This window comes from Kribbella sp. NPDC048837 (assembly GCF_055586945.1).
The window spans coordinates 608,370-622,395 of record NZ_JBVJHF010000002.1; the positions used below are offsets into that span (position 1 = coordinate 608,370).

15 protein-coding genes are annotated in these 14,026 nt (G+C 69.4%); 3 read left to right on the plus strand and 12 right to left on the minus strand.

From position 1 onward, the window contains the following. Window positions 1-9 precede the first annotated feature (9 nt). The 5 genes from ACZ6O0_RS10780 to ACZ6O0_RS10800 form a co-directional block, all read right to left on the minus strand. Window positions 10-1,302 carry an extracellular solute-binding protein gene (locus ACZ6O0_RS10780; protein ID WP_465764620.1) on the minus strand — a complete coding sequence of 431 codons (1,293 nt, stop codon included), beginning with the start codon at window positions 1,300-1,302 and terminating at the stop codon, window positions 10-12. Between the two features lie 91 nt (window positions 1,303-1,393). Then, on the minus strand, window positions 1,394-2,404 hold the full coding sequence (locus ACZ6O0_RS10785) for a LacI family DNA-binding transcriptional regulator (protein ID WP_465764621.1): 1,011 nt from the start codon (window positions 2,402-2,404) through the stop codon (window positions 1,394-1,396). A 97-nt stretch (window positions 2,405-2,501) separates the two neighbouring features. Next, window positions 2,502-2,711, minus strand: a complete 210-nt coding sequence (locus ACZ6O0_RS10790; RefSeq protein WP_465764622.1) for a hypothetical protein — start codon at window positions 2,709-2,711, stop codon at window positions 2,502-2,504. Window positions 2,712-2,782: 71 nt separating this feature from the next. Then, window positions 2,783-2,989 (minus strand): hypothetical protein, encoded by a 207-nt coding sequence (locus ACZ6O0_RS10795; protein ID WP_465764623.1) that lies wholly within the window; start codon window positions 2,987-2,989, stop codon window positions 2,783-2,785. A 156-nt stretch (window positions 2,990-3,145) separates the two neighbouring features. After that, window positions 3,146-4,189, minus strand: a complete 1,044-nt coding sequence (locus ACZ6O0_RS10800; RefSeq protein ID WP_465764624.1) for an aldo/keto reductase — start codon at window positions 4,187-4,189, stop codon at window positions 3,146-3,148. Window positions 4,190-4,337: 148 nt separating this feature from the next. Here ACZ6O0_RS10800 and ACZ6O0_RS10805 point away from each other — a divergent pair, with 148 nt between their 5' ends. The 3 genes from ACZ6O0_RS10805 to ACZ6O0_RS10815 are packed head-to-tail and all read left to right on the plus strand — an operon-like array spanning window position 4,338 to window position 6,388. Then, entirely contained in the window at window positions 4,338-4,886 is a 549-nt protein-coding gene (locus tag ACZ6O0_RS10805) for an RNA polymerase sigma factor (protein WP_465764625.1), read from the plus strand. A 9-nt stretch (window positions 4,887-4,895) separates the two neighbouring features. Then, on the plus strand, window positions 4,896-5,930 hold the full coding sequence (locus tag ACZ6O0_RS10810) for an aminotransferase class V-fold PLP-dependent enzyme (protein ID WP_465764626.1): 1,035 nt from the start codon (window positions 4,896-4,898) through the stop codon (window positions 5,928-5,930). Window positions 5,931-5,959: 29 nt separating this feature from the next. Then, complete coding sequence (locus ACZ6O0_RS10815) at window positions 5,960-6,388, plus strand: MerR family transcriptional regulator (protein WP_465764627.1); 429 nt, start codon at window positions 5,960-5,962, stop codon at window positions 6,386-6,388. A gap of 4 nt (window positions 6,389-6,392) precedes the next feature. Here ACZ6O0_RS10815 and ACZ6O0_RS10820 read toward each other — a convergent pair whose 3' ends face one another. Genes ACZ6O0_RS10820 through ACZ6O0_RS10850 form a run of 7 tightly spaced genes read right to left on the minus strand, consistent with a single transcriptional unit; the run spans window position 6,393 to window position 13,972 of the window. Beyond that, complete coding sequence (locus ACZ6O0_RS10820) at window positions 6,393-6,887, minus strand: SRPBCC family protein (protein ID WP_465764628.1); 495 nt, start codon at window positions 6,885-6,887, stop codon at window positions 6,393-6,395. A gap of 19 nt (window positions 6,888-6,906) precedes the next feature. Continuing rightward, the gene (gene fdhD / locus ACZ6O0_RS10825; RefSeq protein ID WP_465764629.1) at window positions 6,907-7,749 is read right to left on the minus strand and encodes a formate dehydrogenase accessory sulfurtransferase FdhD; all 843 of its coding nucleotides are present in this window, start codon (window positions 7,747-7,749) and stop codon (window positions 6,907-6,909) included. Then, on the minus strand, window positions 7,737-8,936 hold the full coding sequence (locus ACZ6O0_RS10830; protein ID WP_465764630.1) for a molybdopterin molybdotransferase MoeA: 1,200 nt from the start codon (window positions 8,934-8,936) through the stop codon (window positions 7,737-7,739). Before ACZ6O0_RS10830 ends, fdhD begins: the two co-directional genes overlap by 13 nt. Beyond that, window positions 8,933-9,157, minus strand: coding sequence for a formate dehydrogenase subunit delta (locus tag ACZ6O0_RS10835; RefSeq protein ID WP_465764631.1), 225 nt, complete (start codon window positions 9,155-9,157; stop codon window positions 8,933-8,935). The genes ACZ6O0_RS10830 and ACZ6O0_RS10835 overlap by 4 nt, the downstream gene beginning before the upstream one ends. Beyond that, window positions 9,154-11,976, minus strand: a complete 2,823-nt coding sequence (gene fdhF / locus ACZ6O0_RS10840) for a formate dehydrogenase subunit alpha (protein WP_465764632.1) — start codon at window positions 11,974-11,976, stop codon at window positions 9,154-9,156. The genes ACZ6O0_RS10835 and fdhF overlap by 4 nt, the downstream gene beginning before the upstream one ends. Further along, window positions 11,973-13,481 carry a formate dehydrogenase beta subunit gene (locus ACZ6O0_RS10845; RefSeq protein ID WP_465764633.1) on the minus strand — a complete coding sequence of 503 codons (1,509 nt, stop codon included), beginning with the start codon at window positions 13,479-13,481 and terminating at the stop codon, window positions 11,973-11,975. The genes fdhF and ACZ6O0_RS10845 overlap by 4 nt, the downstream gene beginning before the upstream one ends. Then, entirely contained in the window at window positions 13,478-13,972 is a 495-nt protein-coding gene (locus ACZ6O0_RS10850; RefSeq protein WP_465764634.1) for an NAD(P)H-dependent oxidoreductase subunit E, read from the minus strand. Before ACZ6O0_RS10850 ends, ACZ6O0_RS10845 begins: the two co-directional genes overlap by 4 nt. Window positions 13,973-14,026: the final 54 nt, after the last annotated feature.

Below are 14,026 nucleotides of genomic sequence, written 5' to 3' on the forward strand. Positions count from 1 at the left end.
GGCCTCCTTTCAGACCGGGGACGGGGTGTCGAGCAGCTTCTGGGTGGCTGCCTTGAACTGGGCGAGCGCGGCCTTCGGGGTGGCCTGTCCGGTGGCGATCCCGCTGAAGGCGGCCGCGGACTCGTTCTCCAGCTGGGCCCCCGAACCGCTGAACCACGCGTCCGGGTCGTACAGCACGTTCGGGGCGACGCTGCGGTACTCCGCCTGCGGCTTGAGGTTCAGGTACTCCGTGCTCGTCACCACCGGCTGGTACGCCGGGATGTGGCCGCCGGCCGCCCATTCGACGCTGTGCTTGAGCATCCAGGCGATGTACTCGATCGTCGCCTTCGTGTCGTCGGCGTTCCGGTGCGCCTGGTGCGGCAGGACGAACGTGTGCGAGTCGCCCTGGAACTTCGGTACGTCGTACACGACCGGGAACGGCGCCATGCTGAACGGCAGCTTCGCGGTCTGGTACGTCGTGACCTCCCACTCGCCGTTGAAACTCATCCCGGCCTCGCCGTTGGTGAACTGGGCGACCAGGGCCGGGTAGTTCGCGGACCGCGGCGTGAGCCCTTCGGCGGCGAGCTTCGCGATCAGATCCAGGGCCTCGAGCGCCTTGGCGTCGTCGATCACGAGCTGCTTGCCGTCCTCGCTGAAGAACTCACCCTCGAGCTGGCCGTAGAGCGTCCACCACAGCCGCCACGGGCTGGTGGTGTCGACCGAGACGGCGTACTTGCCGGTGACCTCCTTGACCGCCCGGAGCATGTCGAGGAACTCGGTCACGCCCTTGACGGTCTTGATCCTGCCGTCCGGTCCGAGCAGCCCGGCCTTCTTACAGATCTCGGTGTTGTAGTAGAGGACGAACGGGTGCTGGTCGAGCGGAACGGCGTACAGCTGGCCGTCGATGACGCAGCGGTCCCAGGTCGCCGGAAGGAAGTCGGACTGCTGCACCCCGGCGGCGTTCAGCAGGTCGACCGGGATCGGGTCGAGCATCGTCGTCGGGCTGAAGCCCTTCAGCCGGGACATGTGCATGGTCGCGACCTCGGGCGCGCGGCCGCCGGCCGCCGACATCGCGAGCTTGGTGTAGAACGGCGGGCCCCAGGCGAGCGTGGTCGCGGAGAACCGCACATCGGGGTGTTCGGCGACGTACTGCTGATGGATCTGCAGCAGGCGGGCGCCGTCGCCGCCGCCGAACAGGTTCCATTCGCGGACCCTGGGCTTGCTGCTGAGGCTGCCGCAGCCGGTGAGGGCGAGGGTGCCGCCGAGCAGGCCACCAAGTACTGCTCGGCGTCGTGGGCGGAAGGGCGGGGAGGGGTTGGTCATCTGTCCTCCAGGCGGAGTGGAGTCCGGATTTACATCGGTGTACTACATCGGTGTAGAAAGGATGCCCGCGAGGTTCGGGACCGTCAAGACCTCAGCTGGCGCCGAGCGTGGATTCGCGGGTGTGCAGCTCGTACGGCGAGACGATCTCCTGGTGCTCGGAATCGTCACCGCCCATCCGCCGGACCAGTAACTCGACCGCGGTGCGGGCGATGTGGACGCGGTTGGGATCCACCGTGGTCAGGGTCGGACTGCTGTAGCTGGCCTCGTCGATGTTGTCGAAGCCGGCCACCGCGACGTCGTCCGGGATCCGGATGCCGCGCGCGGCGAGGGCCCGGACCGCACCGAGTGCGAGCGTGTCGTTCAGGCCGAAGACCGCGTCGAACTCCTCCCCGGACCCGAGCAGTTCCTCCATCGCGTCCGCGCCGCTCGACCGGTGCCACTTCCCGCCGGACACGGCCAGGGCCTTCGGCACGGGGACGTCGTACTCCGCGAGGGTCTCGGCGTAGGCGGCGTACCGGATGGCGGCGGTGCCGACCCGCTCGCCGGGACGGATGCCGATCACCGCGATCCGGCGCCGGCCCTGGTCGAGCAGATGCCGGACGACCGCCTTCGTGCCCTCGACGTTGTCGATCATCACGTGGTCGACCGGGCCGTGGAAGATCCGTTCGCCGAGCAGCACCATCGGCGTCGGGGTCCGCAGCTGGTCGACGTCCTCGGGGCCGAGGCCGAGCGGGCTGTAGAGCAGGCCGTCGACCAGGTGGCCGCGCGGCCGGGCGAGCGCGGTCAGCTCGCGATCACGGTCGGCGCCGGTGGTCTCGATCATCACGGTCAGGCCGTGCTCGCCGGCGGCCGCGATCGCCGCGTCGGCGAGCTCGGCGAAGTACGGGTTGCTCAGCTCGGGCACGGCGAGGGCGATGATCCCGGTCCGGCCGGACTTCAGGTTCCGGGCCGAGATGTTCATCTGGTAGCCGAGAGCATCGATCGAGGCGAGCACCTTGGTCCGGGTCTCCTCGCGGATGTACGGGTAGCCGTTCATCACGTTCGAGACCGTCTTCGGCGACACCCCGGCATGCCGGGCCACGTCCCGCATGGTCACCGCCACGGCATCACCCCCAAGGTCTTTGGGCACACACGGTAATGCACGCGGGCCGGTGTCGCCGTCGTCCGCGCGCACGATCGCCGCCGGAGGTTTCCTTCGGTCAGCTGTCCGCCGGCTGTTCCGGAGATTCGTCGTGGGGCGGGCGCCGGGGCGGGGTGGGCTCGGGGCCGAGCGACTGGCTGCCGGGGTGCTCGGGGATCTCGGCCTCGTGATCGGAGTTGATCTCGAGCCCCTCCTCGAGCAGGGTCTCGTCGATCTCCGGCTTCAGCTCATGACCGGGAATCGGTAGACCGGGACGTTCGAAACTCATAACACCCTCCTGGCTGTCGTCACTCGCCCCCCACGGTACGACGGCGAGCCCCACCCACGGCAGCCGACGCGTCAGGCGCCGTACGGGGGGCGGTTCAGGGGAGTGAGGGTGATGCCGGCCTGGTCGGCCTTGGTGACGATGGCCGGCTCGGGGCGGCCGAGGCGCAGGCTGATCAGGGCCGGCGAGAGATTCGCCTCGGCGAGTTCCTTGAGGGTGCTGAGTTCTCCGGGGGTCCAGGGCTCCTCGGCATGGTGGATGGACAGGGGCAGGGGTGTCATGGATCTCACTTCTCTTCTTCGGTAGACCCCCACCCGGTGCCCATCCGAGCCCGTTACTAACTAACCACCACCCGCACACCCCTGACCGAAAACCTTCATCTTCCGTCCGTCCCGGAGGAGCGACTGCGTAGCACGCGTGGGGAGGAACCGCGGGGGTTAGCGGTCGGTGGGTGGGCGGCGGCGGGTGGTGGGGTTGGTGAGGGATGGGGGGCGCCAGGCGGCGTCGGTGTCCCAGAGGTCGGTGCCGGGAGGGACGATCTCGTCGATCTGGTCGAGGGTGGAGTCGTCGAGGGTCAGGTCGGCGGCTTTCAGGAGGCCGTCCAGCTGCTCCATCGTGCGGGGGCCGGTGATGACGGACGTGACGGCGGGGTGGGTGGTGACGAAGGCGAGGGCGAGCTCGGGGAGCGACACCCCGATGCCCTCGGCGACCTCGATCAGGCGCTCGACGGCGTCGTACTTGGCCGCGTTGGCGGGGAGGGACTGGTCGAAGCGGTGGGGTGCGACGGCGGCCCGGCCGGAGGTGAGGTCGACGGGCTGGTTCTTGCGGATCTTCCCCGACAGGAACCCGAACGCGAGCGGACTCCAGGTGAGCACCCCCATCCCCAACCGCTGGCACGTCGGCAGCAGCGAGCGCTCGACTCCGCGGCCGATCATCGAGTACGGCGGTTGCTCGGTGCGGAAACGCCCGTACCCTCGCCGTTCGGACACGTGGTACGCCTCGACGATGTCCTCGGCCGGGAACGTCGAGCACCCGAACGCGCGGATCTTCCCGGCACTCACCAGGTCGGTCAGCACCCAGAGCGTCTCCTCGATGTCCGTCGAGTAGTCGGGCCGGTGCACCTGGTACAGATCGATCCAGTCGGTCCCGAGCCGGCGCAGGCTGTCCTCGACCGCGCGCGTGATCCACCGCCGGGAGTTCCCACTGCGGTTGCGGCTGTCGTCCTGCAGCGGGAAGTGCACCTTGGTCGCGAGGACCACGTCGTCCCGGCGGCCTTTCAGCGCCTTGCCGACGATCTCCTCGGACTCACCGGTGGAGTACATGTCCGCGGTGTCGACGAAGTTGATGCCCTGGTCGAGGGCGGCGTGGGCGATCCGGACACAGTCCTCGTGGTCGGGGTTCCCGACCGCGCCGAACATCATCGCGCCGAGGCAGTGTGCACTGACCTCGATCCCGGTCCCACCCAGCGTGCGATAGCGCATCTGTCAGCTCCTAGCGTTCCGATCCTGGTACGCCGGACGCTAGGAGCTAGAGCGCTGTCTAGGTCAACCCCGATAGGCAGGTGGTCCCAGGGAATAGGTGATCGCCACCGATGTGGGCAGGTAGTGGCCGCGCCGAGCATGGGATCCCATGACGACCTTGATGGAACAGGAGACGCTGGGGGAGCGCTTTCGGGTCGGCGACGGGGCGGCGATGCACGAGTTGTACGAGCGTTACTCCGCGCCGATGTACGCGACCGCGCTCACGCTGCTCGGGAATCGTGAGCACGCGGCGGACGCCGTACAGCGGGCTTTCGTGCAGGCGTGGCGGGCGGCCGGCCGGTTCGACCCGGCGCGGGAGCTGAAGCCGTGGCTGTACGCGATCACGCGCCGGGCGGCGGTGGACATCTATCGGCGGGAACGCCGTACCCAGCAGCAGTTGACCTTCGAGCAGGCGGCCGACACCGTGGTCGCGGAGCCGCCGAGCATCGTGACGCTCTGGCAGGCGGGACAGGTGCGCGCGGCGCTGGAGCGGTTGCGGCCGGGTGAGCGCCAGGTGCTGCGACTCGCGTACTACGAGGGCCTGACCCAGACCGAGATCGCGCAAACGCTCGGTGTCCCGCTCGGCACGGTGAAGAGCCGCACGGCCCGGGCCCAGCGGCGTTTGGCGACTCTGCTGGCGCATCTGCGTGACACGTAGGGTGGTGGAATGGACTTCGCCGAGCTTTGGGATCCGGAGCCGGGCTGGCTCAACACGGCCTCGTACGGATTGCCGCCACGACCGGCCTGGGACGCGTTGCAGGCCGCGCTGTCCGACTGGCGGGTCGGTGCGACGAGTTGGGAGCCGTGGGACGAGTCGACGACCCGGGCCCGCGAATCGTTCGCGCGGCTGGTCGGCGCGGACGCCGGCGATGTGTTCGTGGGCAGCACGGTCTCCGCGGCGCTGGTGCCGGTCGCGGCCGCGTTGCCGGACGGGGCGAAGGTACTGACCGACGACGTCGAGTTCACCTCGAACGTGTTCCCGTGGCAGGTGCACGCGGACCGTGGCGTCGAGGTGATCGCCGTACCCGGGGACGAACTGGTCGCCGCGATCCGCCCAGGGATCGACCTCGTCGCGGTGAGTGCGGTGCAGTCGTCCACCGGCGCGGTCCTCGACCTGTCCGCGGTCGTTGCCGCTAGCAAGGAGATCGGCGCGCTGCTGGTGATCGACGCGAGCCAGGCCCTCGGCTGGCTGCCGCTCACCGTGGACGGCATCGACGTGTTGATCGCGCACACCTACAAGTGGTTGATGTCGCCACGCGGTGCGACGATCGGCTACCTCTCGCCGCGACTGCAGGAGCGCTGCCGTCCCGCGGCCGCCGGATGGTACGCCGGTGCCGACGTGCACGACTCGTACTACGGCACGCGGATGGTGCTCGCGGACGGCGCGCGGAAGTTCGATCAGTCGCCGGCGTGGTTCTGCTTCGTCGGTGCGGCACCGGCGCTGGAGCTGGTCGAGCAGATCGGTGTCGAGACGATCCGTCGGCACAATCTCGAGCTGGCGAACGAGTTCCGCGCCGGTCTCGGCCTGCCCCCGGGCGACTCTGCGATCGTCAGCACGCCGCTGGCCGGTGCCAAGGAGGCCTTCGAGGCCGCCGGGATCCGCGCCGCCGTCCGGGACGGGAAGTTGCGTGCGTCGTTCCACATCTACACGACCCTCGCGGACGTCCATCAGGCGCTCACGGCCCTGAAACCCCTGCTGTAAGAGCCTGTTCCGGGGTTAGGGTGCCGCGTATGGACGCGGGACTGAGTATCGGGCAGGTGGCGGAGCGGACCGGGCTGAGCGTGCACGCCCTGCGCTTCTACGAGCGCGAGGGCCTGCTGGCAGACGCCGTACGGCGGGAGTCGAACGGGCGCCGCGTCTACACCGAGGACGATGTCGAGTGGCTGGACATGTGCATCAAGTTCCGCTCGTCCGGGATGCCGCTGGACACGATCCGCAAGTACACCGAGCTCGTCCGGCAGGGTCCCGGCAACGAGCAGGAGCGCCTGGCCCTCCTGCGCAGTCACCAGGACTACGTCGCCGCCCAGATCCAGGAACTCAACGAGTGCCTGAACGTCATCACCTACAAGGTCACCATCTACGAAGAGCACGTGGCCCGGGGCACCGCCGACTCGCTCTGGGTGGCGCCGTCCACCACCAAGGCCAGCGAGGCGTCCTGAGCCCTCAGGTCAGGGATTTCTGCATGGCCAGCAGGGTCGTGCGCATGTTGGCGGACAACTGATCGAGCCGGCCCTGGATCGCCTCGGCGGCGCGCTCGGGGTGGAGGCGGACGCCGGCGCGCATGCCGCTGTCGCCGGGACCATGCGTGAATGACTGCCTGACCAGCGTCGTCGTACCCCGCGGCTCGAGTTCGTACTCCCAATGCGCGAACGGCACGTCCTCGTCGCCGTACACGTCCCACCCGAACCGCCGGGGCTCGTCGGCGACCGTGACCACGCAGGTCACGTACGTCTCCAATCCATCACGGAACCGATTGTGGGCCTCGAATCGCGCGCCCGCGACAACCCGATCGCCGTTGAGCCAGGCGCCGTAGTAGCACTCCGGGCTCCACTCGCCGTACCGATCGATGGCGGTGATCCCGGACCACACGACGTCGATGGGCAGCTCGACCAGCACCTCTGCTCCGGTGGTAGCACCGGTCACTCCGTAGTCGTTCATGTCCGCGACGTCGGAGGCCTCAGGCAGGCCTCGACATTTCCGTGGTGACGCGGTCCGGGCGGCTGTAGAGGTTCATGCTGCCGTTGCGGATGAACCCGGCCAGGGTCAGGCCGGACTCGGTGGCGAGGTCGATGGCCAGCGAGCTGGGCGCGGAGACGGCGCCGAGGACGGGGATGCCGGCCATGACCGCCTTCTGGGCGAGTTCGAACGACGTACGGCCGGAGACGATGAGGATCAGGCCGCGAGCCGGGATGTGGTCGTTCAGCAGCGCCCAGCCGACCACCTTGTCGACGGCATTGTGCCGACCGACGTCCTCACGGACGACGAGGAGTTCACCTGCGGGGGTGAACAGCCCGGCCGCATGTAGTCCGCCGGTGCGGTCGAACACCTGCTGCCTGGCCCGGAGCGCGTCCGGGAGCTCCGCGAGTACGTCGTAGCGGACCTCGACGGCGTCGCCCGCCGGGGAGAACCGGGTTTTCGTTCGCACTGCGTCCAGTGAAGCCTTTCCGCAGACACCGCAGGACGAGGTCGTGTAGAAGTTGCGCTCGACGCCCGTGATGGGTGGCGGGACGCCGGGGGCGAGGCCGAGGTCGAGGACGTTGTAGGTGTTGCGGCCCTCGTCGTCGCGGGAGTCGCAGTACCGGGCGTCGCGGATGTCGTCGGCGCTGCCGATCACGCCCTCGGTGTGCAGGAACCCGTGCGCGAGCTCGACATCGTGGCCCGGGGTGCGCATGGTGACGGCGAGCGGTCTGCCGTCGACGCGGAGCTCGAGGGGTTCCTCGACCGCGATCGAGTCCGGGCGGGAGCGGTCGCCGGTCGGGGTGAGGCGTACGACCGGGCGCCGGGCGATCAGACGGCCCATGGACGGGCTCCCGGGTCGAGGGGGAGCAGGCGGGCGGCGATCGCCTCGGCCGGTCCGGGGTCGACGACGGCGAGCGCGTCGGCGGCCGCGGCGCCACGGAGCATCGCGGAACCGCCGTGGCCGACTGGTACGGCGCCTTGTGGGGTGAGGCGGACGGGGACGAGGCGGGTGCTCGTCGGGTGGCAGGCGAGTCCGCCGGGGACGGGGGCTCTCGTCAGGGTGGGGAGGGGGAGGCCGCGCATGCGGCTGATCGTGGCGACGCCGAGGGTGAGGAAGGCGACCAGGGCCGCGAACGGGTTGCCGGGCAGGCCGAGCACGAGGCGGCCGTCGGCGAGCTCGGCCAGTGCTTGTGGGTGTCCTGGCCGGCAGGCGACTCCGTCGACGATGAGCTCCGCGCCGAGCGCGGCCAACGCCGGGCGAAGGTGATCTGCCGGGCCGGCGGCCGAGGAGCCGGAGACCAGGATCAGGTCGGCCTCGGTCTCACACAGCGCTTTCATGAGCTCGGTGCGGGAGTCCGGCAGATGCTTGACGCTGCCGACCAGTGCACCTGAGCGAGTGATCAGGCCCGGCAGCATCGGGCCGATCGCGTCCCGCACCCGGCCCGGTCCCGAGGGTCCGCGGTGCACGAGCTCATCCCCGGTGACGAGCGCGGCGACCGTTGGCTTGGGGATGACCGTCAGCCGGTTGAGCCCCACGGCGGCGGCCAGTCCCAGCACGGCCGGGTCGATCACCACGCCGGCCGGCAGCAACTGCTCACCCACCGCGCATTCCTCGCCCGCCCGCCGGATGTGCCGGCCCTCTACGGCCGGGGCCTCCAGCCGATCCCCGACCACCACGGCATCCTCAGACCGCACCACCGCCGAAGCCCCCGAAGGCACAGCCGCCCCCGTCACAATCCCGCACGCCTCCCCCTCCGCGAGCACCACAGCCGCTTCGCAACTGACCCCCACCCGCCCGACCACACGCCACGGCCCCACACCACAAACCGCGTACCCATCCATAGCCGCCCGATCCACCGGCGGCACATTCCCCGGCGACACCAAAGGCGTCGCCAGCACACACCCCTCAGCCTCACCCGACGTCCGCGAAACCACCCGCCCCGGCCGCCCAGCAGCATGCGCCAACTCCCGAGCCACATCCCACGGCAGTACGCCGGCGTGATGCGGGACGTTGTCCGGCTGGCTCACGGGGTGGTTGCCAGTTGTTGGGCGGCGAGGACGGCTAGCGGGTCCAGGTGTTCGGCGCCGGCTTCGGCGTGGGCTATCAGGGCTTTCTTCATGCGGGGGTCCCAGACCGCCTTCAGGTGGGTGGCGATCGCGGTGGCGGCTTCGGTGGGGGGTCGGTGGGCGAACTGGGCCGCGATCTCGTTCGCCAGTCGCACGTACGGCGGGATCGTAGCCTCGCTCATCGGCCACCACCAGCGATCACCGGTTCGCGTGCCGCGTCGGAGGTGACCGAGTCGGGGAGGAGGTCGACCTGCACCGCGGTCACCTTGTACTCGGGGCAGTTCGTCGCCCAGTCGGAGTTGTCGGTGGTGATCACGTTCGCCCCGGTGACCGGGTGGTGGAAGGTCGTGTAGCAGACCCCGACCGGCATCCGCCCGGACAGCTTCGCCCGCAGCATGGTCCGCCCGACCCGGCTCGACAGCGCGACCGTGTCGCCGTCCTCGATCCCGCGCACCTCGGCGTCGTGCGGGTGGATCTCGAGGATGTCCTCGGGATGCCACGCGACATTCGCCGTACGCCGGGTCTGCGCACCGACGTTGTACTGCGACAGGATCCGCCCGGTGGTGAGGATCAACGGGAACTTCCGCGTCGACCGCTCCGACGTCGGCACGTACACGGTCTCCATGAACCGCCCCTTGCCGCGGGTGAACTCGTCCTCGTGCATGATCGGCGTACCGTCGGGGTGCTCGAGGTTGCACGGCCACTGGATCGAGCCGGCCTCGTCCAGCCGCTCGAACGAGACGCCCATGAATGTCGGCGTGGTGAGCGCGATCTCGTCCATGATCTGCGCCGCCGAGTCGTAGTGCATCGGATAGCCCATCGCCTGGGCGATCTCGCAGATGATCTCCCACTCCTGCTTGCCGGTCTTCGGCGCCATGATCGGCCGGACCCGGTTGATCCGCCGCTCGGCGTTCGTGAACGTCCCGTCCTTCTCCAGGAACGACGTCCCCGGCAGCAGCACGTGCGCGAACTTGGCCGTCTCGTTGACGAACAGGTCCTGGACGACGAGCAGCTCGAGCGCACCGAGTGCCGCGAAGACATGCTGCGTGTTCGGGTCCGACTGGGCGATGTCCTCGCCCTGCACGAACAACGCCCGGAACGAGCCGTCGATCGCCGCGTCGAACATGTTCGGGATCCGCAATCCCGGTTCGTTCAGCAGCGGCGTACCCCAGAGCTTCTCGTAGACCTCGCGGACGCCGTCGTCGGACACGTGCCGGTAGCCGGGCAGTTCGTGCGGGAACGAACCCATGTCGCACGAACCCTGCACGTTGTTCTGCCCGCGCAGCGGGTTCACGCCGACACCGCGCCGGCCGATGTTGCCGGTCGCCATCGCGAGGTTGGCCATGCCCATCACCATCGTCGAGCCCTGGCTGTGCTCGGTGACGCCGAGACCGTAGTAGATCGCGCCGTTCCCGCCGGTCGCGTACAGCCGGGCCGCCGCGCGGATCTCCTCGGCGGGTACGCCGCAGGTCTCGGCGACGGCCTCCGGGCTGTGCTCGGGCTGGGCGATGAACGTCTCCCAGGCCTGGAAGTCCTCACACCGATTGTCGACAAAAGGACGGTCGACGAGGCCCTCGGTGACGACGACGTGCGCCATCGCGTTGATGATCGCGACGTTCGTGCCGGGCGCCAGCCGCAGATGATGAGCGGCCTCGACGTGCGGCGAGCGGACCAGGTCGATCGTGCGGGGGTCGATCACAATCAGCTGTGCGCCCTGCCGCAGTCGCTTCTTCATCCGCGACCCGAACACCGGGTGCGCGTCGGTCGGGTTGGCGCCGATCACCAGGATCACGTCGGCCTCGTCGACCGACTTGAAGTCCTGGGTGCCGGCCGACTCGCCGAACGTCTGCTTGAGTCCGTACCCCGTCGGCGAGTGACAGACCCGGGCACACGTGTCCACGTTGTTGTTGCCGAAGACCGCGCGCACCATCTTCTGGACGGCGTACACCTCTTCGTTGGTGGTCCGCGACGAGGTGATCGCGCCGATCGATCCTTGTCCGTACGACCCCTGGATCTCTCGCAACCGCCGGGCGGTGAACGAGATCGCCTCCTCCCAGGACACCTTCCGCCACTCGTCCTCGATCGTGTCCCGCACCATCGGCTCGAGCACGCGGTCCGGGTGGCTCGCGTACCCGAAGGCGAACCGGCCCTTCACACACGAGTGGCCCTCGTTCGCGCCGCCGTTCTTGTACGGCACCATCCGGACCAGCTCGTCACCCCGCAGCTCGGCCTTGAACGAGCACCCGACACCGCAGTACGCGCACGTGGTCACGACCGATCGTGTCGGCATGCCCAGCTCGACCACCGACTTCTCCTGCAGCGTCGCGGTCGGGCAGGCCTGGACGCACGCGCCGCACGACACGCAGTCGGAGTCGAAGAACGACACCCCGGCGCCCGCGGCGACCTTCGAATCAAAGCCACGCCCCTCGATCGTCAGCGCCAACGTCCCTTGTACTTCGTCACACGCGCGGACGCACCGCGAACACGCGATGCACTTGGACGCCTCGAAGTCGAAGTACGGGTTGGAGCTGTCGGTCGGCAGGTCCAGGTGGTTCGCGCCGGCCTCGACTCCGGAGCCGTAGCGGACTTCGCGGAGTCCGGTGACGCCGGCCATGTCCTGCAGTTCGCAGTCGCCGTTGGCCGAGCAGGTCAGGCAGTCCAGCGGGTGGTCGGAGATGTAGAGCTCCATCACGCCGCGGCGGAGTTTGCCGAGCCGCTCGTTCTGTGTGCGGACCACCATGCCGTCCCGGACGGGCGTCGTACACGAGGCCGGTGTGCCCTTCACACCGTCGATCTCGACCACGCACAACCGGCACGATCCGAAGGCTTCCAGGTTGTCGGTCGCGCACAGCTTGGGTACGTCGATCCCGGCATGCTTCGCGGCCCGCATCACCGACGTGCCGGGCGGGACCTTTACCGCGACCCCGTCGACGATCAGCTGGATGGTGGCCTCGCCGGCGCGGGCCGGCGTACCGAAGTCGGGTTCCTTGAGCAGGGTCATGAACCGAAGTCCTCTCGGAAGTGGCGGACGGCGCTTTGCACTGGCATCGGGGTCAGGCCGCCCATCGCGCAGAGCGAGCCGTCGGTCATCAGGTCGCACAGGTCGTCGAGCAGGACGAGGTTCTTCTGCCGGTCCTCGCCGGCCACGATCCGGTCGATGGTCTCGACGCCGCGGACCGCGCCGACCCGGCACGGCGTGCACTTGCCGCAGGACTCGGCCGCGCAGAACTCGAACGCGAACCGGGCCATCGACGCCATGTCGACGGTCTCGTCGAACACCACGATCCCGCCGTGCCCGACCATCGCGCCGGCCGCCGCGAACGCCTCGTAGTCCATCGGCAGATCGAATTGCCCGACCGGGAGGTAGGCCCCCAGTGGCCCACCCACCTGGACCGCGCGCACCGGCCGGCCGGACGACGTACCGCCGCCGAAGTCGTTCACCAGCTCGCCGAGGGTGATGCCGAAGGCGGTCTCGACGACACCGCCGCGGGCGACGTTCCCGCCCAGCTGGAAGACGCTCGTCCCGAGCGACCGCCCGGTCCCGTACGCCGCGTACGCCGCGGCACCGTTCGCGAGAATGGTCGGGACCGTTGCCAACGACAACACGTTGTTCACCACGGTCGGCCGGCCGAAAAGCCCTTCCAGAGCAGGGATCGGCGGCTTCGCGCGGACCATCCCGCGCTTGCCCTCGAGACTCTCCAGCATCGAGGTCTCTTCACCGCAGATGTACGCGCCCGCGCCGACCCGGACATGCAGGTCGAAGCCGAACCCCGAGCCCAGGATGTCCGGCCCCAACCAGCGCTGCGCCCGGGCGAGCTCGACCGCGGCCTTCAGCGTCGCGACCGCGTCCGGGTACTCCGAGCGCAGGTAGACATACCCTTCCGACGCGCCGACGGCGTACGCCGCGATCGTCATCCCCTCGATCAGCGTGAACGGATCGCCCTCGATCAGCATCCGGTCCGCGAACGTCCCGGAGTCGCCCTCGTCCGCGTTGCAGCACACGAACTTCAGGTCGGCCCGGGCTCCGAGCACCGTCCGCCACTTGATCCCGGTCGGGAACCCGGCGCCGCCCCGCCCGCGCAGTCCGGAGTCGACCACGGTCTCGACGACGTCGGCCGGCGTCAGCGTCAAAGCTTTCCGCAACCCGGCGATCCCGCCCTGAGCGACGTAATCCTGCGGGGACAGTGGATCGATCACGCCGACCCGGGCGAACGTCAACCGCTGCTGCCGCCGCATCCACGGCAACTCGTCGATGAGCCCGAGGTGTGCGCCACCACCCTGCAGCATCCCGGCGGCGATCAAACCATCGACGTCCTCGGGAGCGACCGGTCCATAGCCGACCCTGCCCTCGGGCGTCTCCACCTCGACGAGCGGCTCGAGCCAGAGCATGCCGCGAGACCCGGTCCGGACGATCTCGACGTCACCCCCGACCGCGGCGATCCGCTCCGCGACCTCGTCCGCCCCGACCGACCGCGCCGCGGAATCCCTTGGTACGTAGACCTTCATCGGGCCTCCCCGAGGAGTGCGTCGAGCCGTGCGGGCGTCACGCGGCCGTGCAGTTTGGCGCCGATCTGGACGGCCGGGCCGAGGGCGCAGTTGCCGAAGCAGAACACCTCGTCGAGCGTGATCCGCCCGTCGTACGTCGTCTCCCCGAAACCGCAGCCGGTGCTGCGGCGAGCGTGTTCGGCCAGTTCGACCGCGCCGACCGACCGGCACGCCTCCGCCTGGCAGATCGCAACGGTCGTCCGTCCGGCCGGAGTACGGCGGAAGTCCTTGTAGAACGTGACCACGCCGTGCACCTCGGCCACGGACAGGTTGAGCACGTCCGCGATCACGGCGACGTCGTCCTGCGCGACGTACTCGAGTTCCTCCTGCACCGCATGCAGGATCGGGATCAGCGCGCCACGCAACCCGCGCAGCTCGACCGCGATCGCACGCACTCGTTGGGCACGCCCGGGAACCGGGACGGGGTCAGCGGCCACGACCTCACTCGTCATGTATACAACATTCCGTCGCCACTACCGCCGGGTCAAAGCAATGCTGCCTATGAC